The sequence below is a fragment of the Chryseobacterium sp. GW823-FHT05E08 genome (assembly GCF_058795655.1).
The window spans coordinates 500,520-524,736 of the sequence record NZ_JBXAHY010000001.1 but is presented as its reverse complement, the minus strand read 5'-3'; the positions used below and the strand labels follow the sequence as shown (position 1 = coordinate 524,736).

Genomic DNA, 24,217 nt, shown 5'->3' with positions numbered 1-24,217 from the left:
ATGGATAGATTACCGAAAACGGAAATAATAGATTGTTTCCGGTAAATACCACATATTTATTTATTAAAAATACCGCTACAGCTAAAAATATCCATGTAACGATTGCTATTAAAAAAACAGTAAAGGGAAAATTTGTTTTTTTTAAAATATTCATCATTTTTTCAAAAATTCGTTTTGATTATTGTGTTGCTTTGATAATTGACGTTGTGATCTGCTCTTCTTTTTCTTTTGAATAGGTAGAATCGAAAGGCTGCATAACATCAAATAAATATTGATAGAAAGGCGTTATTTTTTGAATATTTTCAGATTCTTTCATCGCTTTTTCTTTACCCATTTCTTTAAGATTTTCAACAAATCTATTGAATTTTTTATCAATCGGTTCAATAGATTTTACAAGGTAATTATAAGCTTTATCTTTCTGTCCGATTTTCACATAAGCGTCCGTAACACCTGAAACAACTAATGAATATTCCATTGGTTTTGTTCTCATTTGTCTTCTTACAAACTGCTGCTCATAAGGAGTAAGACTTGAATAATAGTCATATTCTTCAAAAATTCCTTTTTTCAAAGTTTCCGCCAATTGTAATGCTTTTTTCTCTTGTCCTGCAACGATATATCCGTAAACCATTGAACTTAAAGAACGAGGATCATTATATTTTTCAGCCGGAATTTCTTTTGAAGCTAAATCTAATAATTCAATTGCTTTTGCTTTTTGTCCACCTAAAGCTAATGCTGATGCAGCTCTACTTGCAGAACTTCTGTAGCTCATAATGTTAGACGTTGCGGTCTCATCAAAATGAACATTTAAGTTCTTGAAATTACCCCATCTGAAGTTTTTCACCACATTATATAAAGAATTGGCATCTACTCTTCCCATTTCCCCATCCGGAGTCTGTGGCGTATGAATAGGAACTAATCTGTAGCTGAAACCATCAAACTGAAGATATTCATCAAGATAGAAAATATTTTCGCTGTCATAAATACCTCCTGAAGAGAAGTTAATCGGTCTTTTCCAATCAAAATTAGCCAAAATATCAAGCATAATTAAGTTGTTTTTGAAAAGCGTATTTCCTTTATAACTAATCATGATCTGATTTGCCGTGTTCGGAAGATCAGCCTGATTGATGATTCCGGCTCTTAAAGCGTTGTCTTTATTTACAGGTAAAATGAATTTGTTAACCGGTAGAATATTATATTTTTCAAATTTCTCTTCTCCGAAATACATTTTTAAAAGTTCGTCTTTTGTTGCAGACTTTTGCTTGATAAAGGTCATTGCCTCCTTCATCGTCATTGAATCCTGAGTAAGATATTTTCTAAATTCTGCAAACTCAGTTGCGGGTGCGCCCTGCTCTTTTAGCATTGAGAAAATTCCCTCCCAATCATCTTTTTTCATCAGATAGATTTGGTCGTTCACACCATCTCTATAGTCATCGTGTGTCAATTGACTTGGAATAGCGTTCGCGTTGTATGTTTTTCTCTTGATCTGATCGATATTCCAAGGAGTTGAAGCTAAGGTAAAGTTGACCACTTTTACATCATCTCTGAAATTTTCAGTCTCCTGAATTGCCCAAACCGGATACGTATCATTATCTCCGTAAACAAATAAAATATCTTCTTTCGGTAATGATTTTAATACTGAATAAGAATAATCGTAAGCCGTATATCTGTTGCTTCTGTCATGTACATTATAGTTCTGGAAGCCCATCATAAAAGGTACTCCCAATAAAACTACTCCTGCAACAATATTTGCGACATTAGATTTTACTTTAGCCTGAAGGAACCATAAAATTGCTCCGGCACCCATCCCGATCCAGATTGCAAAAGCGTAGAACGAGCCTACCATTGCGTAATCTCTTTCTCTTGGTTCGAAAGGTTTTACTCCTGTGTAGAAAACAATTCCGACACTTGTTAATATAAATAAAGATAATATTGCGTAAAATCTTCCGAAGTCTCTGTTTAATTGGAAAAAGAATCCTATTAAACCTAAAATTAATGGTAAAAAGAAAAACGCAACCGTACTTTCATTTTTGAATTTTGCAGGCATTGCATCCTGATTTCCTAATCTTGCATTATCTATCGCAGAAATTCCTGAGATCCAGTTTCCTTTGGTATCTTCATAGCTTCCTTCAAGGTCGTTTTGTCTACCTACAAAGTTCCACATCAGGTATCTTACAAAGTAATATCCGTTCTGGAAAGTGAAGAAATAATCCATATTCTGAGCTAATGAAGGCTTTTGAACATTGATCAAGTTATAAGGTTTTACCTTTAAATAATCGGCTGCTGTGATGCTTTTATCTTCATATTTACCTCTCAATTCGTCAAAGATCTGCTTAGCCTGAGGGCTATCTGCAACATCTTCGTTTGCATAATTAAAAGTAAAATCCGGAGCTCCATACATAGAAATGTAATTTGCCATTACATCTTTATCTTCATTAAACATCCTTGGCATTAAACTTACCTGAGACTTACTGAAAACATAATTGAATCTGTCGCCAGTTTTTCTGTATGTTCCTGTTTTTTCGTCTTTTTCGTAAATATCTCCAGTTTTAGTCGTCTTGAAACTTCCGTCTTCATTTTTCTCAATTCCGTTCGCATCAAGGAAAGCTGTGTAGTTTTGACCGTAAATTGTTGGCCAATCTCCGTACTGAACTCTGTTATAATAATCCAACATACCGATCGCCGTATCAGGATCGTTAAGGTTCATTGGAGGATTTGCATTCGCTCTGATAGGAATTACCATCCAACAAGAGAAACCAATCATCATATAAACTACAGAAAGTGCAGCCGTCTGATAAATATTCTTTTTTGCTCTTCTGGCATATTTAATAATGAAATAGCAGATCGTCACCATTAAAATAAACGCAACAATAGTTCCTGAATGGAAAGGAAGTCCTAAACCATTAACAAAGAAAATTTCCAACTTACCAAACATTGACATAATCAACGGGAAGATAATTTTGAAAACAATAATTAAAATTCCTAATGTTATCGCATTAGCCCAAAGGAAATTTTTCCAAGTGAACTTATAATTTCTAGCATAATATACTAAACAAACTGCAGGAATCGCCAACATACACATCATGTGCACCCCAACAGACATTCCTAAAATAAAGAAAATAAGGATAATCCATCTTTCATTATCAACTGCTTTGTACTCATTTTCCCATTTCGTGATCAACCAGACCAAAAGTGCTGTAAACATTGAAGCCATCGAATAAACTTCCCCTTCCACCGCCGAAAACCAGAATGTATCTGAGAACGTGAAGCATAAAGCTCCCACCATTCCGGCAAAAAGGATAGAGATTTCCTGATGTTTCGTAATTTCTTCAAAATCCTTATTCAAGAGTCTTCTCACGAAATGCGTGATCGTCCAGAACAAGAATAAAATCGTTAACGCACTAAACAATGCAGACATTGCATTGATTACAATAGAATAATTTTCACCTTTTCCAAATGCAAAAATGGCTGCCACAGCACCCACTATTTGAAATAAAGCCGCTCCGGGAGCATGCGTTACTTCTAATTTTACTGCAGAAGAAATGTACTCACCACAATCCCAAAAACTAAAATTAGGTTCAATAGTTGACAAGTACGTGAAAAATGCAATGACGAAAATCACCCATCCTAAAATGGTGTTCCATTGCCTAAAAGTCCAATTTTTCATAGTATTAAATCAATTACGCGAAAATAAGGCTTTTATATGATTCTGTGTCGATTTTAACAAAATTTAAAAAAAATGGCGCAGTATTTGCGAACATAGTAGAGCTAGATTGCAAAAGAAAGAAAGAATATTTAGTAAACAATGCTTACAAATCAAACAAAAGTTTAGAAATTATTTATTTTTTTGTATTTTTGCGGTCAGATTTTTATTGAAAAATAACAAATAATGAGTAATGTTTACGATAATATCCTTGGCCTAATAGGGAACACGCCTATGGTGAAGCTAAATGCTGTGACGAAAGATATTCCTGCAACCGTTTATGCCAAGTTAGAATCATATAATCCTGGACATTCCACTAAAGATAGAATCGCACTTCATATTATTGATAACGCTGAGAAAAAAGGTTTATTAAAGGAGGATTCTGTAGTGGTTGAAACCACATCAGGAAATACCGGATTTTCTATTGCAATGGTTTGCATCATCAAAGGATACAAATGTATTCTTGCGGTAAGTGACAAAACCAAGCCAGAAAAAATTGCTTATCTTAAAGCACTTGGAGCTATTGTATATATATGTCCTGCGAATGTACCTGCGGACGATCCAAGATCATATTATGAAGTAGCAAAAAGAATTGCTTCAGAAACGCCAAATTCAGTTTATATCAATCAGTATTTTAATGAGTTGAATATTGATGCACATTATCAAAGTACTGGACCTGAAATTTGGGAGCAAACAGAAGGTAAGATCACTCACCTTTTTGCATGCACTGGAACAGGTGGAACGTTATCCGGTTCGGCTAAGTTTTTAAAGGAAAAAAATCCCAACATCAAGATTATTGGTGTTGATGCTGATGGTTCTATTTTAAAAAGCTACCACGAAACAGGAGAAATTCACAAAGAAGACGTTCATCCTTACCAGATCGAAGGAATGGGAAAAAATTTGATCCCTTCTGCCCTGCTTTTTGACAAAGTAGACGAATTTGTAAGAGTGAATGATGAAATGTCTGCCTACAGAACCCGTGAAATCGCTTTAAAAGAAGCAATTATGGGAGGTTATACAACAGGAGCAGTAACTCAGGGATTAATACAATATGCACAGTCTCACGAATTTTCTAAAGATGATGTGGTTGTTTTAATTTATCCTGACCACGGTTCAAGATATATCACCAAAGTTTACAGTGATAAATGGATGGCTGAGCAAGGTTTCGTTAATAATTGTGTACACAACTATGATGAAGTTTTCAAGACAGAATTCATTAAATAAGAATAAATAATTTTATACAAATCAAGCCTTTTTTGTAGATTACAGAAGGCTTTTTTACTTAAATATTAATAAAATGTTAGATATTTTTGATCGTATTAAACAAAATCCAGGTCCATTGGGACAATTTGCAGATTATGCAGAAGGATATTTTGTTTTCCCAAAATTGGAAGGTCCGATTGGTCCAAGAATGAAATTTCAGGGTAAAGATGTAATTTTCTGGAGTGCGAATGACTATTTAGGTCTTTGTAACCATCCGGAAGTTTTAGAAGCTGATGCAAAAGCTGCTGCAGAATACGGAATGTTTTATCCGATGGGTGCAAGAGCAATGTCTGGTGAAACACAACAACATCAACAATTGGAAAAAGAATTGGCAGAATTTACTCAAAAAGAGTCTGCTTATCTTTTAAATTTCGGTTACCAGGGAATGGTTTCGGCTATTGATGCATTGGTTACAAGACACGATGTGATTGTTTATGATGCTGATTCTCACGCTTGTATTGTAGATGGAGTTCGTCTTCATATGGGAAAAAGTTTTACGTTCAAACATAATGATATTGCAAGTTTAGAAAAAAACTTAGCAAGAGCAACTAAAGTAGCAGAAGAAAACGGAGGCGGAATTTTGGTAATCACTGAAGGTGTTTTCGGAATGAGAGGAATGCAGGGGAAACTGAAAGAGATTTGTGATTTGAAATCAAAATTCAACTTCAGATTGTTGGTTGATGATGCACATGGTTTCGGAACTTTGGGTAAAACCGGAGCTGGAGCAGGTGAAGAGCAAGGCTGCCAGGATCAGATCGATGTATATTTCTCAACTTTTGCTAAATCTATGGCAGGTTTTGGAGCATTTCTTTCGGGAGATGAAACGATCATCAGATTCTTAAAATACAATCTTCGTTCTCAGATTTTTGCTAAATCTTTAACAATGCCAATGGTAATCGGAGGTTTGAAAAGATTGGAATTATTGAGAACTCGCCCGGAAATTAAAGATAAATTGTGGGAAAACGTAAATAAACTTCAAAGCGGACTAAAAGAAAGAGGTTTCAACCTTGGAAACACAAACACTTGTGTAACTCCTGTCTTTATTGAAGGAACTACAATTGAAGCTACTCTTTTAGCAAAAGATTTAAGAGAAAATTACGGTGTATTTACTTCAGTTGTTGTATATCCCGTGATTCCAAAAGGAATGATTTTATTAAGATTAATTCCTACAGCTTCACATACAGATTCTGAAATTAATGAAACTTTAGCTGCTTTTGATGGCATCAAAGAAAAATTAAATTCAGGAGCCTACGCAGAAATGGAAAAACAGATGAACATCGAGTACAAACAAATGTAATTTCGATATCATCATATAAATACAAAAAACCACTGATCATTTTCAGTGGTTTTTTATAAAATAAGAGTAATGAAGATTAAGGGTTATGCTTTAGGAATTATTTCAGCGGTTTCATATGGTTTGATTCCGATTTTTATCTTGCCTGTGAAGCAAGCACATTTTTCGTTAGATATTACTTTATTTTATAGATTTTTATTTTCAGCCTTAATGATTGGTGGATATTTACTCTATTCTAAAGAGAATCTTTCTATCAATAAAAAAGAAGGATTAATTTTAGCCGCATTGGGAACATGCTATGCATTTTCTTCCGAACTATTATTTTTAGGATACGATTATCTTACGGCCGGAATTGCTTCAACCGTGCTTTTCATTTATCCAGTCATAGTAGCATTGATCATGTTTTTCTTTTATAAAGAGAAGCTCACAAAACTTTCCATTTTATCCTTACTTTTTGCTTTTACAGGCGTAATTATTTTATGTTTGAAAGGAAAAGGCTTGGAAATCAATTATGCAGGACTTGGAATTGTAATGTTAAGTTCTTTATTTTATGCACTTTATATTATTATTGTCAATAAATCAAATATTAAAGTTTCAGGGTTTAAGCTTTCCTTTTATTCCATGCTTTTTACTTCAGGATTTTTTATGATTAAAGCATTGATAGGAAAAGAATCTTTTGAAATTCCATCAACAGCTGTTTTTTTTAACCTGACTATTTTCGCGTTTCTGACTACGGTCATCTCAACTTTATGTTTGGTGTATGCGATTAAAAGTATTGGTTCGACTCCTGCTGCAATTCTAGGAGCTTTAGAACCGGTGGTTGCTGTGATGGTGAGCGTTATGATTTTTCATGAAAAATTTACCTTTAATTTATTCATTGGAATTTCATTAATTCTTTTTGGAGTCATTCTTAATGTTCTGGCGGGAAGTAAAAAAATTGCCCATTCATAAAATTTAAAATATTTAAAATAACTTTACAAAAAATTTACTGTTGAAAGATCTACTTCTTATCACTCCGCCTTTTACCCAACTTAACACTCCTTATCCCGCGACGGCTTATATCAAAGGTTTTTTGAACACAAAAAATATTTCTAGCTATCAGATTGATTTGGGGATTGAGGTTATTTTGGAATTATTTTCAAAAGACGGAATTCAGAAAATTTTTAATACAGAAATTGATCTTCAAAATATTTCAGAAAACTCCCAGAGAATTTTTGCTTTAAGAGAAGAATATTTAAAAACAATAGATCAGGTTATTTCATTTTTGCAAGGTAAAAATCCTACATTGGCAAGACAGGTTTGTTCAATGAATTTCCTTCCAGAAGCTTCCCGTTTCAATCAATTGGATGATATGGAATACGCTTTCGGAAATATGGGACTTCAGGATAAAGCTAAGCATTTGGCTACCTTATATTTAGAAGATTTATCTGATTATATTGTTGAAAATGTGGATTCAGATTTTGGTTTCAGCAGATATGCGGAACGTTTAGGAAAAAGTGCCAATTCTTTTGATGAATTATATTTAAAACTATCAGATAATCAAACATTTATTGATGATTTTACATTAAAAATTCTTCAAGAGAAAATCGAACTTGTTCAGCCAAATTTGATCTGTTTTTCAATCCCTTTTCCGGGAAATTTATACTCTTCTTTTAGATGTGCAAAGTTCATCAAAGAAAATTATCCTCACATCAAAACAGCCATGGGTGGCGGTTTTCCGAATACAGAATTACGAGAAATCAAAGACCAAAGAGTTTTTGAATTTTTTGATTTTATTACGTTGGATGATGGTGAACTTCCAATTGAATTGCTTCATGAAAACATTAATATTGAAGTTGAAGCAGCAGAATTCAAAAGAACTTTTTTAATTGAAAATCAAGAAGTTACTTATAAAAATAATTCTAAAAGACACGATTATAAACAGGCAGATATCGGAACTCCCGACTATACTGATTTACAGCTTGATAAATATATTTCCGTTATTGAAATTGCCAATCCGATGCACAGCTTATGGAGCGACGGAAGATGGAATAAATTAACGATGGCGCACGGTTGCTATTGGGGAAAATGTACTTTTTGTGATATTTCTTTAGATTACATTAAAATTTACGAACCCATTTCTGCCAAAATTTTGGTTGACAGAATGGAAGAATTGATCGCTACAACAGGCGAAACAGGATTCCATTTTGTAGATGAAGCAGCTCCACCCGCTTTGATGCGAGAAGTTGCGTTGGAAATTCTACGAAGAAACCTTGTCGTGACTTGGTGGACAAATGTTCGTTTTGAAAAAAGTTTTACGCGAGATCTCTGCTTTTTATTGAAACTTTCCGGTTGTGTTGCCGTTTCGGGTGGACTTGAAGTTGCAAGTGATCGACTGCTAAAATTAATCGATAAAGGAATTTCCGTAGAACAGGTTGCTAAGGTTACAAGAAACTTTACTGAAGCAGGAATTATGGTTCATGCTTACCTGATGTATGGCTACCCTACCCAAACCATTCAGGAAACGATTGACTCTTTAGAAATGGTTCGACAGTTATTCGAAATGGGAATTCTACAAAGTGGATTTTGGCATCAGTTTGCAATGACTGCCCACTCGCCTGTCGGATTGAATCCTGAGGAATTTGGAGTTACTCCAATAAAGCAGGAAATCTTATTTGCCAATAATGATATTGATTTTACAGACAAAACGGGAATTGATCATAGCAAATTTAGTTTTGGTTTAAAAAAATCTCTTTTCAATTATATGCACGGAATTAATTTTGAAATTCCGCTAAATGATTGGTTTGATTTTAAAATTCCGAAAACAACGATTCATCCCGATTATATTCACGATTGTCTTTTGGAACAAGATGATTTTAAATTTAAAGGAAATTCAAAGATTGTTTTTCTGGACAAAAACGTAATCGCTGAGAATTACATAAAAACAAAAAAGCAGAATTCATGGGCGTATACACAACTTACATTCCATTTAAAAACCAATATAGTAAAAATAGATTTGGAGCAGGAAAAAGCAGAATGGCTGATAAAAACGCTTAAAGAAAATTCTACTGATAACGCAAAAAAAATTACACTTCAACAATTGAAGATTCAGTTTGAAGAAAATTTAGAAGACTTTGAATTATTTTGGTTTTCAAAACCAATGCAACAGCTTAAAGATAATGGAGTTGTTTTGAGTTTATAGTTTTAAGGTTTAATATCATTAAAATATACATTTAGTTTGTCATTCCGTAGGAATCTAAATTCCAATTTTGGCAAAACTATGATAAGATTCCTACGGAATGACAAAATGAATGGAAAAATAAAACTCTTGAAAATTAATTTTCAAGAGTTTTTTATAGATTTTGGCTAAAGCCAATTGAATTTATTCCTTATTTAAACGGGCTAAAGCACGTTCCTATTGATCTTTTTATTTTTGAACACCATCTTTTACAACCTCTCCTACAGTAACTTTATCCTGAATTTTAATAAAGCTCGGATCCATTATAGCCATTCTTTCTGCGATAGCTTTGTAGGTAGGAAACTTTAAAATTGAAGCTCTTCCAGACATTTCCCTGTAAAGAGTGAAAGTCTTTCCACCAGCAGTTTTAATCTGTTTTGTTGTTGTAATATACTTTCCAATGTACTTACTCTTAGCATCATAGATCTCAATATCCAAAAAAGATTTCTCAGAAACGGTATCATCAGAACCGAAACTTACCGGTAAATTGGTAAAATATCCTACCGGAACTCCATTGCTGAGGATTTCACCAACATTATTGATCTCAATTTTCAGTCTATCAATTTTGCTTCTTGTTGTGTAAGCATCTTTGGTTTTAGAATCAAGCTTTCTTTTAGGTGGATTTTTAAAAATGTCATCTAAATTTTTAATATTGATCCCTCTTTCATCGATAATTTTCAATCCTTTTATTGAAGTGTATACTGCCGATTTTTCTTCACCCGAAAATGCAGATGGCGAAATATAATCCAGATCCAGTGTTTTATCTCTGTTGTAAACACGATTGAGAGTAATGTAACTATCTCTTACAGAATCAACTATACCTTTATCAATAAATTGCATTGTATAAATCGGAGTTTCCTTTAAATCTAAAAAAGTATATTCATTTGATTTATTGGAAATTTTTGCAACATGCACTCCATCAAGACTTACAATTCCTCTTTTAGTTTTAATACTTTGGGCATTAAGGAAAATACTCAAAATTGTAAACAACATGATTATATTTTTCTTCATAGAATCAGATTTTTACATGACATAAAAAAAGTGTAACCAAAGTTACACTTTTTGAAAATATATTTAGCTTTTCATTTAATTATTCGCAAAGGATGATTCCTTTATTATGATTAAATTCTACAACACCGCTTTTGATTGAATAAGAAAAAACAGAGTCTTTCTCATTTTCTTTAGTTAAGTTTTTAGCAAAAGCTTCATCAATAGATGGAGTAAAAAGCTTTACTTTACCGCCGATCAAAGAAGAAACGATTCCTGCGTGGTTTTTCATGATGTGAAATTCACCATCTTTTCCAGGCAATAATACTGAGTCTACTTCTCCTTCAAAAACTACGTATTCTGGTGTTAAAATTTTTATATTCATTTTGTTTCTCAGATTAAAGAGTAAAGAGAAAAGAAAAAAGAGTGAGAAATATCTTTACTCTTTTTCCTTTATTCTATATTTTTAATTAAGCGTTATCAGCTAACATTTTTTGTCCTGCTGCGATAGCTTCTTCGATAGTTCCTTTCAAGTTGAAAGCAGCTTCTGGTAAGTGATCTAATTCACCGTCCATAATCATTGTAAATCCTTTGATAGTATCTTTGATATCTACCAATGATCCCGGAATACCTGTAAACTGTTCAGCTACGTGGAAAGGCTGAGATAAGAATCTCTGAACTTTTCTAGCACGGTAAACAACAGATTTATCTTCTTCAGAAAGTTCTTCCATACCAAGGATCGCGATAATATCTTGAAGCGCTTTGTATCTTTGAAGAATTTCTTTTACTCTCTGAGCACAGTTATAATGCTCTTCACCGATAATTTCCGGAGCCAAGATTCTTGACGTTGAAGCCAATGGATCTACTGCTGGATAAATACCCAATGAAGCAATTTTTCTATCTAGTACTGTTGTTGCATCCAAGTGAGCAAACGTTGTTGCCGGAGCCGGGTCAGTTAAGTCATCCGCAGGTACGTAAACCGCCTGTACTGAAGTAATTGAACCATTTTTAGTTGAAGTAATTCTTTCCTGCATTGCACCCATTTCAGATGCCAATGTTGGTTGATAACCTACCGCAGATGGCATACGACCAAGAAGTGCAGATACCTCAGAACCAGCTTGTGTAAAACGGAAGATGTTGTCTACGAAGAAAAGTACGTCTCTACCTTGTCCAGTTTCACCTCCATCTCTGTAATACTCAGCTAATGTAAGACCAGAAAGTGCTACTCTAGCTCTTGCTCCTGGTGGCTCGTTCATTTGTCCGAAAACGAATGCAGCTTTAGATTCTTTCATAGCTTCTAAATCTACTTTAGAAAGATCCCAACCTCCGTTTTCCATAGAGTGCATGAAATCATCACCGTATTTAATAATACCTGATTCTAGCATCTCTCTCAAAAGGTCATTTCCTTCTCTCGTTCTTTCACCTACTCCGGCGAAAACAGAAAGACCTCCGTGTCCTTTTGCAATATTGTTAATCAACTCCTGGATCAATACTGTTTTACCTACACCTGCACCACCGAACAAACCAATTTTACCTCCTTTTGCGTAAGGCTCAACTAAGTCGATTACTTTAATACCTGTGAATAAAACTTCTGCAGAAGTTGAAAGTTGATCAAATTTTGGAGCTGGTCTGTGAATTGGAAGACCACCTTCCTTAGAAATATTTTGAAGCCCGTCGATAGCATCACCAACAACGTTGAATAGTCTTCCGTTCACGGCATCACCGATTGGCATAGTAATAGGATTTCCGTATCCGATCACATCCTGCCCTCTTTGAAGACCGTCTGTAGCATCCATTGCGATACATCTTACAGTATCTTCACCAATATGTTGTTCTACCTCTAAGACTACTTTTTCACCGTTTCCTTTTGTAATTTCCAATGCATCATAAATACTTGGAATTGCTTCCACATCTTTAAATACTACGTCGATTACAGGACCAATAATTTGAGAAATTTTTCCTTTAATTTGGTTTGCCATTGCTAAATTTTTTCTTGGTGCAAATATAATGATTCTTACCAAACCCGCAATTGCTAAAAAAAAGATTTTTATCATGCTTTTCGTATTAAACAAAAGGAATTAAGATTTAGGATTGAGTTGAGATGACTTGTATCTAAAATTGCAGATTTCAGGTCTATATTTAAATATTTAACAATTAATATTGATATTCATTTAGAATATTTTAAATCAACCTGTTTTCAAATTAATAATTTATCGAATTTTCTTATTGAAAATAACTCTTACTATATTATAATAGATCATTTTAAAGGCTTTATATTTGCAGTCAAAATTTTTCCGTTTTGAAAGTTTTCAAGAATTTTAGTGATTATTCTTCTCAAAAGCCTCTAGCATTGTCTTTAGGTATGTTTGATGGGGTGCATCTGGGGCATAAAAGTATTATCGATGAATTACAAAAAGTAGGTTCAGAGAACAATTTAGAGACTGCTATCCTTACTTTTTGGCCACATCCGCGTTTTATATTTAATCCAAATGAAGATTTAAAGCTTCTAAATACTCTAGAGGAAAAAAAATCATTAATGGAAAAATATAATATCCATAATTTATTCCTTAAAGAATTTGATGAAGAGTTTAGAAACTTAACGGGTGAAGAATTCGTTCGTCAGATTTTAGTTGAAAAATTAAATGTAAAGTATTTAATTATAGGTTATGATCATTCTTTCGGAAAAAATAAAAGCGGAAACTTTGAATTGCTTCAAAAATTATCTAAAGAATTAGATTTTGAGGTTGAACAAATGGAAGCTATCAATATTCATGAGAACAATATCAGTTCTACGAAAGTCCGAAATGCACTTTTAACAGGTAATATTAAGGAAGCCAACGAAATGTTGGGTTACTCCTACTCTGTTTCCGGAACGGTGGTTCATGGGAAAAAATTAGGACGAACAATCGGCTATCCTACAGCCAATATCGGAACTGAAACTATCAAACTTTTACCTAAAAAAGGAGCTTATATCGTTGAAGTTTTCATTAAAAATCAACAATATAAAGGAATGTTAAGCGTTGGAACCAATCCAACCGTAAACGGAGAAAAATTAACTGTAGAAGTTTATATCCTTGATTTTGACGGAGATATTTATGATGAAAATATCACAGTGAAATTCAGAGATTTTCTTCATGAGGAAATTAAATTCGAAGGGCTGGAAAAATTAGTTGAAAGATTGGATAAAGATAAAAAATTAACCCAAGAGTTTAATTTCTAACTATTTACAATTTCCTCTTTTGCTTTCTTTGTTAATGAATTAAATACCAATTCATAAGAATGATCGATTAGTTTAAAGATCAAATCTCTTTTTAATCCATCTACAGAAACCGAATTCCAATGCGTTTTATTCATATGAAATGCGCCTGTAATTTGTGGATGTTGCTCGCGAAGTTCTGCACTCCATTCCGGATCTGTTTTTACATTGATTCCTAACGGCTGTCTTTCAAGTCCCATCAATAAGAACATTTTTGTTCCTACTTTCATCACAAGTGTTTCATTGTCAAAAGGAAATGTTTCTGTAACTCCTTTTTTTGCTAGGCAATAATCTAGTATTTCGTTGGCATCCATGAATTTTAATAAATGATAAGTGATTAATGATCGTTGATATTAATTTCAAATTTAGTAAATTTAAGAAAGAAACATCATCCACCTTAAAATATTTAATATGAAAGCTTTGGTAATCGGCGCTACAGGTGCTACAGGAAAAGATTTGGTTAATCAGTTACTTAACGATAAAGATTTTGAAGAAGTAAATGTTTTTGTGAGAAAACCTATTGATATTCAGGATAATAAATTGAAAGTTCATGTCGTTGATTTCGAAAAACCTAATGAATGGAAAGATTCCGTAAAAGGTGATGTTGCTTTTTCCTGTCTTGGAACGACTTTGAAAAGCGCAGGAAGTAAAGAGGCTCAAAGAAAAGTTGATTTCGATTATCAATATGAATTTGCAAAAGCTGCAAAAGAAAATGAGGTTGATGATTATGTTTTAGTTTCTGCTTATGGAGCTAATTCTAAGTCTAAAATTTTCTATTCTAAAATGAAAGGAGAACTGGAAGAAGCTGTAAAACAGTTACATTTCAATAAAATTACAATCTTCAAACCCGGAATGTTAGAAAGAAAAGATTCCGAAAGAACCGGAGAAGTTCTTGGAAGCAGAATTATAAAATTTGCTAATAAATTAGGACTTTTGGAAAGTCAGAAACCGCTTCCGACAGATATTTTAGCCAAAGCGATGATTAATTCTGCTAAAATAAAAAGTAATGGTTATTCGAGTATTAAGTTGGGTAATATTTTTTGCTTTGCGGAGAAGAGTAATTAATAGAAGATTAAATAATACTTAATTTAGTTTTATTAATAATTTCTTTAATCCAATTGTATTCATTTAAATTTTTAAGCTTAATTAATAATTGCTCTGGTATATTATCAGTTCCAATTAATGCTCCTGTAATTTGTCCTGCAATAGAAGCATTAGTATCTGTATCTCCACCAGAATTTATTATTTCCTGAAATATTTTTTCTAATCCAAGATCAATAATTTTTGTCGAACAAAAAATAGCAAAAGGCACAGAATTTACAACATATCCGTTATTTCCTAATTTTGCAATCTCAGAAATTGTAGCTGTTGCATCATAATTATTTATATCAATTAACCGATCTCTTACATTGGTATCGGGAAGTTCAGGGATTATTATATCAAAAAGGTTATTAATACCATTCCATTCTGAACTTAAAATTGCTTTTATAGATAAGTACACAGCCAAAGCACCTGCAAAAGCTTCATCATTTTTATGAGTAATTTTACAGGCATCAAAGATATTTTCTCTAGTAATATTTTGGAAAAACGCAAATGGAGCGATTCTCATTGCCGCACCATTTCCTGCGGCATAATCTCCAGTTCGTCCTGATTGTGTCCAATGAAGACCAGCTTCTTTATCAATAATTGCTTTAAGAGTGGAAGAACCCAATCCAATTAATTTTTTACTCCTGTAATATTCAATAAACTTGTCTATAAGTTTTTCAGGATCAAATTCTTTATTTGATAAAACTTCACAAGTAGCAAGTGTTAATTGAGTATCATCAGTTATTTGCCACCTTCTAAATTTAATATCCTTTTTACCTAGATAGTAAATTTCAGAATCATCAACTAAAATTTCATTTTCATAGCTACTTCCCCAAGAATCACCAATAGCTCCGCTAATTATACTAGCTTCAAACCTGTCATGAAGATCCATATTGAAAAAATAGCTATAAAATTGTTTTATTTCAAATATTTTGTAATCGCCTGATCAGTAGGTTTTGTAGTACTGATAAAACTATCAACTAATTTACCATTTTCATCGATTAAAAATTTCGTGAAGTTCCAAAGAATGGTTGTATTTTTTACTCCGTTTAAATCTTTTTCAGTTAAATATTTAAATATTGGAGCGGTATCATCACCTTTCACTGAAACTTTGGCAGCTAATGGAAATGTTACTCCATAATTTTTTTGACAAAAAGCACCGATCTCAGTGTTTGTTCCTGGCTCCTGTCCACCAAAATTGTTTGCAGGGAAACCTACAATTACTAATTTATCTTTATATTCTTCATAAACTTTCTCAAGATCAGCATATTGTGGAGTAAATCCGCATTCTGAAGCTGTATTTACAATAAGAATTTTCTTTCCTTTGAAATCTGCAAAGTTGATCTCTTTACCTTCTTCCAAAGCATTTACTTTGAAATCGTATATTGTTTTTCCCATAAGTTCGTTGGTTTTAGTTTTAGACAATTCACTTTTTTGGTTGGTGCAACTTTGTAGAAATGCTACGAAAGAAAGCATCAATAAGAAAACCTTTTTCATTTTAGTATATTTTATTTTCTTTAATTAAAATTTAAAAATATTCGTAGGAAATACTTTATTGATGTCAATTTTATTAATTAACATAACATAATCTCCGTCCTTTTTAGGGCTTGAAGATTCTATTCTGAAAGGCATCACCAGGTTTCCAACTTTCTTGTAATCAGAATAATTTAGGGTTTCGTCTTTCTTAATTTCTTTCAAAAGCATGTAGGTTTTGGTGTCGAAATAATAGTAATTTTTATTTACGTTTTTCGTCAATTCAACTTTATGACAGTAGATTTCTCCTACTTTTTCTTTTCCTAAATATTTTGCATCAAAACCTTTATTTTCCCAGTCTATGAAGTCGTTATCGAAACTTTCCGGCACATAATTTGGATATTCCTGAACTTTATTGGTTGCATAGTTCATTGCATATCCTTTGTTTCCGTCGTAGCCTTCAATGGCTGTTTCTTTATTATTTATTGTAAGAACGGTTTTGGTAAGATTCGGACGCTCCTGAAAAATTTTAATGGGATATTCATCTTTAATTCCTAAGACTACTTTTCCCTGAAGTAATACTGAATTTAACAGTTTCCAATTGGTTAATCCTCCGGATAATTCGATGTTTTTTTCTATGATTTCCTTTGCCGTCTGTGCAAAAAAAGTTTGCGAATAAATCAGGACGAATACTAAAAGTAATTTCTTCATTAATTCAATTTATAAATTCAAATATAAGGCTTTATTAACTTATCCGTGTATCAGTTTAACAATTTACCAATTAATTAGACAGTAATTTTCTGGCTTTCTCAAGATCTTCGGGTGTATCAATTCCAACTCCGACAAAATTTGTTTCTATCATCTTGATTTTCATGCCATATTCTAAATAACGGATGCATTCTATCTTTTCTGATATTTCCAATGGCTTCATTTCTAATTTTGAAAATTGAAGTAAAGCATGTTTTCTGAAAGCATATACGCCAATATGTTTAAAATAACTTACATCATAAGAGATTTCTCTGTGAAAAGGAATCACGGAACGGCTAAAATACAAAGCAAAACCGCTGTTGTCAGTAATAACTTTTACATTATTAGGATTTTCGATCTCTTCTTTTTCAGTCAGTTGTATTTTTAATGAAGCTAAAGAAATTTCCTGATTTTCATCTTCTTTAAAAACTTCAATTAACTGTTTTAAGGGCTCTAATTTAAGAAACGGTTCGTCACCCTGAACATTGATAACGATATCACAATCAATATTTTGTACGGCTTCTGCAATTCTATCGCTTCCTGTTTCGTGTTGTCCTGTCATGACAGCTTTTCCGCCGTTATTTTCAATTTCATTAAAAATAATTTCGGAATCAGTAGCAACAAAAACTTCGTCGAACAAACCTGTTTCAACAACATTTTTGTACGTTGTCGTAATTACAGTTTTTTCTCCTAAAATCTGCATTAATTTTCCCGGAAAACGGCTTGCTTCGTAACGCGCAGGAATAACAGCGATGATTTTCATAAGGTAAAATCGTTATAAGTTGTTAATTATGAGTTTCTTTTAATTTAAATAATTAGCTAAAAAGATAATTCCATAAATCCATGAAATGTAAAGAAATGAATAAAAAAATCCAAATGCTAAACTTTTTAATAAATCTCCTTTACAATGCCTTGAATTTTTAAATACCAAACGTAAAGCTCGGAAAAAAATCCAATATAACATTGCTATGAATAATAAAATTACAGCCCAAAAGAAAACTCCAAGAATATAAAATAAAAATGTAATAATAATTGAAAACACGAACCAAACAATGATTGAAACTATTATTCCTCCAATTCCGTCTCCAATATCAGGAGGATCGAAGTCAAAACCATCAATTGTTGGTGTTTTGTCTGAAACCTTTTTTATTCTTTCATGATTTAAAACATTTCCAACATTATCTTTTAATTTCAACCCATAATACAATCCCAAACTGATGAACAGAAAAAATGCACCAGCTAAAATTGAAGTTGACAAAATAGAATTTAGAAATAAAGATCTATGAGAACCTTTTCCTGAAAGCCAAACACTTAGAATTACCAAAACAATAATTCCCAATGTTGAATAGCTGAGGAGTTTAGTTTCTAAAAAAGATTTTTTTGGAAATTTCATTAATAATCTGCTGATTCTGATTGCTAATTATAAAAATGCTTCGACTCCGCTCAGCATGACATCGCTAAAAATATGCTATTAAAAAGCAGATAGTATTAGATTTGTCATGCTGAACTTAGTCGAAGCATTCATTATTTATATGAAATTACTTTAATTTGTTTAAAGCATTTTCCAATTTAGGCATCATACCTGAAATTTCTTCGATAGGCAATCCTCCAACAGAAGCACGGAACCAAGGTTCAGATTTTTCTTCTCCGAACGCTGAAAACGGCACTAATGCAACTCCAGCTTCGTTAATTAAGTAAAATACTAAGTCTGAAGAATTTTCGATAACAGTTCCGTCAGGTTTTGTTTTTCCGATATAATCTAATTTGATGGTAAGGTAAAGCGCACCCATTGGCTCGATACTTTCAACAGCCAATCCTTTTCCTTTCAGATCTTGGATTCCCTGGTGAAGAACCTTTAAACTCGCTTCAAGCTTACCTTTGAAATCATCAACGAAAGTATTTACATCGTCTGGATTTTCGAAGTATTTTGCAGTAGCTTCCTGCTCCGGTTTTGGTGCCCAAGCTCCAACGTGAGTCAGAAGAGCCTTCATTTTATCAATAATATGAGCCGGACCGAATCCCCAACCAACACGAACACCAGTTGCTGCCAAGCACTTAGAAATACCGTCAATATAGATCGTATATTCTCTCATTTCAGGGAAAAGAGAAACCGGATCGAAATGTTTTGCTCCAAAAGTAAGGTTAGAATAAATTTGGTCATACATTAAATATAACGGCTTTTCGTCTTCACCTCTTTTTTTGTTTTCAGCTAAAATCAATTCACAGATTTCAGAAAGCTGTTCTTCTGTAAACATCGTTCCTGTAGGGTTCAATGGTGAACAAAGAGCTACCAAAACTGCTCCTTCCAAGTGTGGTCTTAAATCGTCCGCAGTCGGAAGAAAGTTATTTTCCTGAGTTGTTTTTACCTCAATAGCATCTGCCGAAGTAAGGTAAGCATAGTGATTATTGTTCCAAGATGGTGTTGGGTAAACCACTTTATCACCTTCGTCAACGATCGTTTTGTAAACCGCATAGATCAAAGGTCTTGAACCTGCTGTGATTAAAATATCATTTGCAGAATAATCAAGATTCCATCTCGTTTTCAAGTCTTTAGAAACTTCATTTCTTAAAGATAAAAGTCCATTTGCCGGCGGATAATTTGTCAGATTGTTCTGATATGCTTTCTGAACTTCTTCCTTCAACTTTGCAGGTATCGGGTAGATATTAGAATTCAGGTCACCAATGGTAAGATTGGCTATTTCCGCTCCTTTTGCCTTTAAATCATTTACTTCATTACCAATTTTTACAATTTCAGAACCAATCAGGTTCGCCGCTAATTTTGAAACTTTCACTTTATTTTTATTTAAAATTTACTAATATTTTCTCTCGATATTTATTTTCTCACGAATTTGTTCTGTCGGAGTTTTAGAATCAAATAGATTCAAAAGTTCCTCTGCTTTTTTTGCAATATACGAATTTGGATACTTTTTAATCATTCTGTTGAATTCCGCCCGGTTTTCATCGTACAATTTTCCGTCTGAATTTTCATAAGTCGGTGTATTGTCCATTCCAAACAGATAATCGTACAGATAATTATTATAATCTTCTTTCACTCTGGAAATTAAAGGACTTTTAGGATATTTATTAATAAAATTCTCCCAAAATATCAATCGGTCACCCAATTCTTTCCAAGTAATCATTAAACCTGCATCGGCAGCATAATTCACCTCATTTTCTTTTGTAGTCTGAGAGATATATGCTTCATAATCAGGAGTTACTTTATTTTTAAAAACAGAAAAATAATGATCCGGTTTAGACCAAATTTCGGTGTACCCTTCTCCTACTTCTCTGAATTCAAGACCTCCTTTTTTAAACTCGGCTGTAAGTTTCTTTATGTTTTCAGGAAACTTGTAGCTTTCGCTTTCAGAATCATAATAATTGACATATTTTTCCAAAACATCACCAAGAGTATTACTGAGACAACCGATGTATTTATTACGAATTTTCACATAATCTTCGTATAATTTATCATTCTGCTCCGGTGAGTTTTCAGCAATTTCTTTTTGTGTTTTTGTCTGATACCATTGAAGTGCAATAATATAATCCTCCGTTTTATTTTGAGGAGAACACGCAGTATCAATAGGTTTATATAAATCTTCTTTTGTTTCTACTTTTGCAATAGAATCATTTTCCTGTTTTATTTCAGAAGTTTTTGACACCTCTTTTTTACAGGAAAATAAAGAAATACACAGAACAAAAATTACTAAACTCTTTTTTATCATTAATTCTGATATTGGAAAATTAATCCAGTTTCAAATCTTTTTTTACTTCCTGAATTTTTTCTTCCAAACTTTCCAGTTTTTTCTTGAAATCTGCTTCAGAAGTAATTTCGTCTTTTACTGAAATATAAAACTTAATCTTTGGTTCTGTACCTGAAGGTCTTACACAAACTTTTGTCCCGTCCTGAGTATAATAAATTAGTACGTTTGACTTTGGAATTTCGTTCATCACCAATTTTTCATTTTTGGAAACAACAAAATTAGTCTGCTCTTTGAAATCCTTCACTTCTTCAACTAGCGAACCTGCTAATTCTTTAGGTGGATTTTCACGGAAATTCTTCATCATATTCTGAATTTCTTCTGCTCCGTCTCTACCTTTTCTCACAAGATTTACCAACCCTTCATAGTACATTCCTACTTCCTGATAGATCTCGATCAGATATTGATACATCGTTCTACCATTAGCTTTACACCATGCAGCGATCTCACATGCAACAAGAATACTTCCGCAAGAATCTTTATCACGAACGAAATCTCCCGTCATAAACCCGAAACTTTCTTCACCACCACAAATGAATTTTTCTTTTCCTTCTGCTTCACGGATCATTTTTCCGATCCATTTGAAACCTGTAAGTCCAGATTTACACTGAACCCCGAATTTCTGAGCAATATCAAAGAAAATATCCGAAGTAACGATCGTAGAACCAATGAATTCAGAACCTGTGATTTTATCTAATTTTCTCCATTCATTTAAAATATAATAAGTAAGAATCGTATTCGTCTGATTACCATTCAATAACTGCATTTCTCCGTCAAGATTTCTTACAGCAATTCCTAGCCTGTCGCCATCAGGATCTGTTCCGATAACGATGTCAGCATTTGTGATTTTTGCTAAATCCATTGCCATTTCCAATGCTGCTGGCTCTTCAGGGTTTGGAGATTCTACCGTTGTGAAATTTCCGCTTGGAATCATCTGTTCCTTAACAAGATCAATCTTTTTGAAACCTGCTTTTTCTAAAGCTTTAGGGACTGTTGTATAAGTCGTTCCGTGGATTGAAGTGAAAACTATGTTTAAATTTTCTTTTCCAACGTTCTGATATGTAGAGTTTTCTATACAAGCATCGATGTAAACATCATCTTGTTCAGGCCCAATCCATTCAATTAAATCATCGTTTCCTTCAAATTTAATTTCATCAAATTTTACAGAATATACTTCATTGATAATCGCTTCATCATGTGGCGGAACGATTTGAGCTCCGTCATTCCAGTATACTTTATAACCGTTATATTCTGGCGGATTGTGAGAAGCCGTTAATACAATTCCTCCGTTACATTTTTTGTCACGAACCGTGAAAGACAATTCAGGAGTTGGTCTGTGATCTTTAAAAAGAAGCACTTTAATTCCGTTTGCCGTTAAAACATCAGCAACCAATTTCCCAAATTCTTTTGAATTGTGACGTACGTCATAAGCGATCGCAACTTTGATTTCCTCGTTAGGAAACTGCGTTAACATATAATTCGCAAGTCCCTGTGTTGCTTGACCTAACGTGTATTTATTTAAACGATTGGTTCCGACACCCATAATTCCACGCATCCCTCCTGTTCCGAACTCTAATTCTCTGTAAAAAGAGTCTTCCAGATCAGGCGAATTGCTGTCAATTAATGATTGAACAGCGTCTCTTGTTTCATTATCGAATGTGTCACTTAACCAAAGTTTTGCTTTTTCTAATGTTGTCATATGTGTATTTTGTTCTTTTATAGTTTGTAAAGTTCTAGTTTAATTTATTTGATTTTTATTTGTCATTTCGAGGAACGAGAAATCTACTTAATTATTACAAAAAGAGATTCTTCACTACACTTCGTTTCGTTCTGAATGACAAACAGACCGCTTTAATCCAGTTTTTTATTCTCAACCCTTGCCATTTTATCTATTTTAAATGCTCTGATTGGGTTATCATAATAAATAAATTTCGCAGTATTCTGAATTTGCCCTTTTAATGAATCTTTTACATTTACTTCTGCATAATTTCCATTTTTGGAATCTATTTTCAGATTGGTGATTTTCCAGTAAGGAGCAATTAAACTTGCTGTATCAGATATTTTGATGACAGCATCTTTTGTCAGTCCAAGAAAATTTGCACGGCTTCTGTTCTGCATATCTACTTCTGCTCTTCTCGTATTCACGGAACCCATAAAAGTAGCGTTATTTTTTAAATTAAGCCTAAAATTATCAGTTTTAATTTCACTTGAAATGTTCATTTCCACTGAATCTGAGATAGATACTTTCTCAAGATTATATTTTGAATAAATCGTTACATTATAGAAATCAATGCCTTTCGTCCCTCTATTTTCTTTGATGAAAAGTGTTTTATCTTTCACATCAACATCTAAATTATTGGCGACATTCGGATACGTTTCTATTTCAACAAAATTTTTGGTTCCTCTTGCGTAGAAAACTCGAAATTTACCTTCAAGCTCAAGGTTTACAAATTCCGATACATCAATATCTTTAGTTTCAATTTTTCCTTTCGGAGATACTTTTCCGCAAGAAACTAAAGCAAAAACAGCAACTGCATAAAATATATTCTTCATTATTTTTATTAAAATATTTTATATATAAGTATAATTATAGTAAAAATTTCGATTCCTAATATCACGTAAAATACAGACAATCTCCATAATAATCCTGATTTTGAATACGAATTTTTAAAGGCATTAAAATAGGTAAAAGCAGGAAATAAAAGGAGTCCATACACTAAAATTTTATCTAAAATATTAATAATCTTCGACAAAGGATCATATATTCCGATGATACTAATCATATCATCTAATAATAAAATCGTCAAAATTGCTGAAAGACTGACAGATGCAATAATTATATGTTCCGCAAAATTCAGCTTCATGCGTTTAAAAATAATAAAAGCATTTAAGGCAAGAATTGGGATGAGCGCAAATAAAATTGTTTTAGAATATTTTGAGAAAAAACTCATAATATTTGAGCTGTCTGCGGGGATCTCCTGAGGATTTAAATCCAGATAAAAATGTAGTGCTAAAACATTGAATCCAAACAAGATAAGTAACAGGGAAAATAAATTATAATATTTAATTCTTTTCCCTGAAATGTAATCCATCACTGTTTGTCCAGGTTTGAACAAAACATCTTTTAGTGTGTGGAAAAATTTGGCTTCAACATGCCAAATCGATCCTAAAATATCATTTTTGATAAGAGAATGTGGAGTTATTCTAGCTGTGTCCGATTTTTGTCCGCAATGAGAACAAAACTCACCGGAAATCGTGTGACCGCAGTTTAAACAACTTTTTTTACTCATTTTTATTAATTCATTCAGCTAAAATTTTCTATAAATATTGGATATCCTAGAAGAATAAAAAGGATAACCAAATCTAATGTTATTAAAATCTTTGTTAAAAGAAATTTTTCATTTTTAATAACATATTTTTCAAAATAAAAAATGAA

Annotated in this window: 21 protein-coding genes; 6 read left to right on the top strand and 15 right to left on the bottom strand. The window is 32.9% G+C overall.

Annotation, left to right across the window (positions count from 1 at the left end):
• Positions 1-178: 178 nt before the first annotated feature.
• Positions 179-3,664, bottom strand: coding sequence for a glycosyltransferase family 117 protein (locus AC1Q7L_RS02445; RefSeq protein ID WP_492305579.1), 3,486 nt, complete (start codon positions 3,662-3,664; stop codon positions 179-181).
• Positions 3,665-3,886: 222 nt separating this feature from the next.
• Here AC1Q7L_RS02445 and AC1Q7L_RS02440 point away from each other — a divergent pair, with 222 nt between their 5' ends.
• From AC1Q7L_RS02440 to AC1Q7L_RS02425, 4 genes are all read left to right on the top strand, one after another.
• A complete protein-coding gene (locus AC1Q7L_RS02440) occupies positions 3,887-4,924 on the top strand; it encodes a PLP-dependent cysteine synthase family protein (protein WP_072406276.1) in 1,038 nt (345 codons plus the stop codon).
• Between the two features lie 73 nt (positions 4,925-4,997).
• On the top strand, positions 4,998-6,260 hold the full coding sequence (locus AC1Q7L_RS02435; protein ID WP_066758299.1) for an aminotransferase class I/II-fold pyridoxal phosphate-dependent enzyme: 1,263 nt from the start codon (positions 4,998-5,000) through the stop codon (positions 6,258-6,260).
• Between the two features lie 69 nt (positions 6,261-6,329).
• Entirely contained in the window at positions 6,330-7,208 is an 879-nt protein-coding gene (locus AC1Q7L_RS02430) for a DMT family transporter (protein WP_492305580.1), read from the top strand.
• Between the two features lie 40 nt (positions 7,209-7,248).
• Complete coding sequence (locus AC1Q7L_RS02425) at positions 7,249-9,438, top strand: B12-binding domain-containing radical SAM protein (RefSeq protein ID WP_492305581.1); 2,190 nt, start codon at positions 7,249-7,251, stop codon at positions 9,436-9,438.
• 225 nt (positions 9,439-9,663) lie between these two features.
• On the opposite strand, the gene AC1Q7L_RS02420 is transcribed toward AC1Q7L_RS02425, so the two are convergent.
• The 3 genes from AC1Q7L_RS02420 to atpD all read right to left on the bottom strand — a co-directional run bounded on the left by AC1Q7L_RS02420 (position 9,664) and on the right by atpD (position 12,440).
• Positions 9,664-10,485, bottom strand: coding sequence for a hypothetical protein (locus AC1Q7L_RS02420; protein WP_492305582.1), 822 nt, complete (start codon positions 10,483-10,485; stop codon positions 9,664-9,666).
• A 79-nt stretch (positions 10,486-10,564) separates the two neighbouring features.
• Entirely contained in the window at positions 10,565-10,846 is a 282-nt protein-coding gene (locus tag AC1Q7L_RS02415) for a FoF1 ATP synthase subunit delta/epsilon (RefSeq protein WP_492305583.1), read from the bottom strand.
• An 85-nt stretch (positions 10,847-10,931) separates the two neighbouring features.
• The gene (gene atpD / locus AC1Q7L_RS02410; RefSeq protein WP_492305915.1) at positions 10,932-12,440 is read right to left on the bottom strand and encodes a F0F1 ATP synthase subunit beta; all 1,509 of its coding nucleotides are present in this window, start codon (positions 12,438-12,440) and stop codon (positions 10,932-10,934) included.
• A gap of 320 nt (positions 12,441-12,760) precedes the next feature.
• On the opposite strand from atpD, the gene AC1Q7L_RS02405 reads away from it, so the two are divergent.
• On the top strand, positions 12,761-13,681 hold the full coding sequence (locus AC1Q7L_RS02405; RefSeq protein ID WP_492305584.1) for a bifunctional riboflavin kinase/FAD synthetase: 921 nt from the start codon (positions 12,761-12,763) through the stop codon (positions 13,679-13,681).
• Here AC1Q7L_RS02405 and AC1Q7L_RS02400 read toward each other — a convergent pair.
• On the bottom strand, positions 13,678-14,031 hold the full coding sequence (locus AC1Q7L_RS02400) for an MmcQ/YjbR family DNA-binding protein (RefSeq protein WP_492305585.1): 354 nt from the start codon (positions 14,029-14,031) through the stop codon (positions 13,678-13,680). The genes AC1Q7L_RS02405 and AC1Q7L_RS02400 overlap by 4 nt on opposite strands.
• Before the next feature lie 97 nt (positions 14,032-14,128).
• Between AC1Q7L_RS02400 and AC1Q7L_RS02395 the strand changes: the two genes are divergently transcribed.
• Positions 14,129-14,782, top strand: a complete 654-nt coding sequence (locus AC1Q7L_RS02395) for an NAD(P)H-binding protein (RefSeq protein ID WP_492305586.1) — start codon at positions 14,129-14,131, stop codon at positions 14,780-14,782.
• 7 nt (positions 14,783-14,789) lie between these two features.
• Here AC1Q7L_RS02395 and AC1Q7L_RS02390 read toward each other — a convergent pair whose 3' ends face one another.
• The 10 genes from AC1Q7L_RS02390 to AC1Q7L_RS02345 all read right to left on the bottom strand — a co-directional run bounded on the left by AC1Q7L_RS02390 (position 14,790) and on the right by AC1Q7L_RS02345 (position 24,071).
• Positions 14,790-15,695 carry an ADP-ribosylglycohydrolase family protein gene (locus tag AC1Q7L_RS02390; RefSeq protein ID WP_492305587.1) on the bottom strand — a complete coding sequence of 302 codons (906 nt, stop codon included), beginning with the start codon at positions 15,693-15,695 and terminating at the stop codon, positions 14,790-14,792.
• Positions 15,696-15,721: 26 nt separating this feature from the next.
• The gene (locus tag AC1Q7L_RS02385) at positions 15,722-16,300 is read right to left on the bottom strand and encodes a glutathione peroxidase (RefSeq protein ID WP_066758267.1); all 579 of its coding nucleotides are present in this window, start codon (positions 16,298-16,300) and stop codon (positions 15,722-15,724) included.
• 24 nt (positions 16,301-16,324) lie between these two features.
• Positions 16,325-16,987 carry a histidine kinase gene (locus AC1Q7L_RS02380; protein ID WP_492305588.1) on the bottom strand — a complete coding sequence of 221 codons (663 nt, stop codon included), beginning with the start codon at positions 16,985-16,987 and terminating at the stop codon, positions 16,325-16,327.
• 70 nt (positions 16,988-17,057) lie between these two features.
• Entirely contained in the window at positions 17,058-17,786 is a 729-nt protein-coding gene (kdsB, locus tag AC1Q7L_RS02375; protein ID WP_492305589.1) for a 3-deoxy-manno-octulosonate cytidylyltransferase, read from the bottom strand.
• A 39-nt stretch (positions 17,787-17,825) separates the two neighbouring features.
• On the bottom strand, positions 17,826-18,416 hold the full coding sequence (locus tag AC1Q7L_RS02370) for a hypothetical protein (protein ID WP_492305590.1): 591 nt from the start codon (positions 18,414-18,416) through the stop codon (positions 17,826-17,828).
• Positions 18,417-18,561: 145 nt separating this feature from the next.
• The gene (locus AC1Q7L_RS02365) at positions 18,562-19,815 is read right to left on the bottom strand and encodes a pyridoxal phosphate-dependent aminotransferase (protein ID WP_123984567.1); all 1,254 of its coding nucleotides are present in this window, start codon (positions 19,813-19,815) and stop codon (positions 18,562-18,564) included.
• Between the two features lie 21 nt (positions 19,816-19,836).
• On the bottom strand, positions 19,837-20,745 hold the full coding sequence (locus AC1Q7L_RS02360; protein ID WP_492305591.1) for a hypothetical protein: 909 nt from the start codon (positions 20,743-20,745) through the stop codon (positions 19,837-19,839).
• A 19-nt stretch (positions 20,746-20,764) separates the two neighbouring features.
• Entirely contained in the window at positions 20,765-22,480 is a 1,716-nt protein-coding gene (locus AC1Q7L_RS02355; protein ID WP_492305592.1) for a phospho-sugar mutase, read from the bottom strand.
• A gap of 152 nt (positions 22,481-22,632) precedes the next feature.
• Entirely contained in the window at positions 22,633-23,334 is a 702-nt protein-coding gene (locus AC1Q7L_RS02350) for a GIN domain-containing protein (RefSeq protein ID WP_492305593.1), read from the bottom strand.
• 8 nt (positions 23,335-23,342) lie between these two features.
• Positions 23,343-24,071, bottom strand: a complete 729-nt coding sequence (locus AC1Q7L_RS02345; RefSeq protein WP_492305594.1) for a DUF3667 domain-containing protein — start codon at positions 24,069-24,071, stop codon at positions 23,343-23,345.
• Between the last annotated feature and the right edge of the window lie 146 nt (positions 24,072-24,217).

What these genes read in the sequence shown, in the direction of transcription:
- AC1Q7L_RS02445 (WP_492305579.1), bottom strand. Translation starts at nt 3,664, where the DNA reads ATGAAAAATTGGACTTTTAGGCAATGGAACACCATTTTAGGATGGGTG.
- AC1Q7L_RS02440 (WP_072406276.1), top strand. Translation starts at nt 3,887, where the DNA reads ATGAGTAATGTTTACGATAATATCCTTGGCCTAATAGGGAACACGCCT.
- AC1Q7L_RS02435 (WP_066758299.1), top strand. Translation starts at nt 4,998, where the DNA reads ATGTTAGATATTTTTGATCGTATTAAACAAAATCCAGGTCCATTGGGA.
- AC1Q7L_RS02430 (WP_492305580.1), top strand. Translation starts at nt 6,330, where the DNA reads ATGAAGATTAAGGGTTATGCTTTAGGAATTATTTCAGCGGTTTCATAT.
- AC1Q7L_RS02420 (WP_492305582.1), bottom strand. Translation starts at nt 10,485, where the DNA reads ATGAAGAAAAATATAATCATGTTGTTTACAATTTTGAGTATTTTCCTT.
- AC1Q7L_RS02415 (WP_492305583.1), bottom strand. Translation starts at nt 10,846, where the DNA reads ATGAATATAAAAATTTTAACACCAGAATACGTAGTTTTTGAAGGAGAA.
- atpD (WP_492305915.1), bottom strand. Translation starts at nt 12,440, where the DNA reads ATGGCAAACCAAATTAAAGGAAAAATTTCTCAAATTATTGGTCCTGTA.
- AC1Q7L_RS02400 (WP_492305585.1), bottom strand. Translation starts at nt 14,031, where the DNA reads ATGGATGCCAACGAAATACTAGATTATTGCCTAGCAAAAAAAGGAGTT.
- AC1Q7L_RS02395 (WP_492305586.1), top strand. Translation starts at nt 14,129, where the DNA reads ATGAAAGCTTTGGTAATCGGCGCTACAGGTGCTACAGGAAAAGATTTG.
- AC1Q7L_RS02390 (WP_492305587.1), bottom strand. Translation starts at nt 15,695, where the DNA reads ATGGATCTTCATGACAGGTTTGAAGCTAGTATAATTAGCGGAGCTATT.
- AC1Q7L_RS02385 (WP_066758267.1), bottom strand. Translation starts at nt 16,300, where the DNA reads ATGAAAAAGGTTTTCTTATTGATGCTTTCTTTCGTAGCATTTCTACAA.
- AC1Q7L_RS02380 (WP_492305588.1), bottom strand. Translation starts at nt 16,987, where the DNA reads ATGAAGAAATTACTTTTAGTATTCGTCCTGATTTATTCGCAAACTTTT.
- kdsB (WP_492305589.1), bottom strand. Translation starts at nt 17,786, where the DNA reads ATGAAAATCATCGCTGTTATTCCTGCGCGTTACGAAGCAAGCCGTTTT.
- AC1Q7L_RS02370 (WP_492305590.1), bottom strand. Translation starts at nt 18,416, where the DNA reads ATGAAATTTCCAAAAAAATCTTTTTTAGAAACTAAACTCCTCAGCTAT.
- AC1Q7L_RS02360 (WP_492305591.1), bottom strand. Translation starts at nt 20,745, where the DNA reads ATGATAAAAAAGAGTTTAGTAATTTTTGTTCTGTGTATTTCTTTATTT.
- AC1Q7L_RS02355 (WP_492305592.1), bottom strand. Translation starts at nt 22,480, where the DNA reads ATGACAACATTAGAAAAAGCAAAACTTTGGTTAAGTGACACATTCGAT.
- AC1Q7L_RS02350 (WP_492305593.1), bottom strand. Translation starts at nt 23,334, where the DNA reads ATGAAGAATATATTTTATGCAGTTGCTGTTTTTGCTTTAGTTTCTTGC.
- AC1Q7L_RS02345 (WP_492305594.1), bottom strand. Translation starts at nt 24,071, where the DNA reads ATGAGTAAAAAAAGTTGTTTAAACTGCGGTCACACGATTTCCGGTGAG.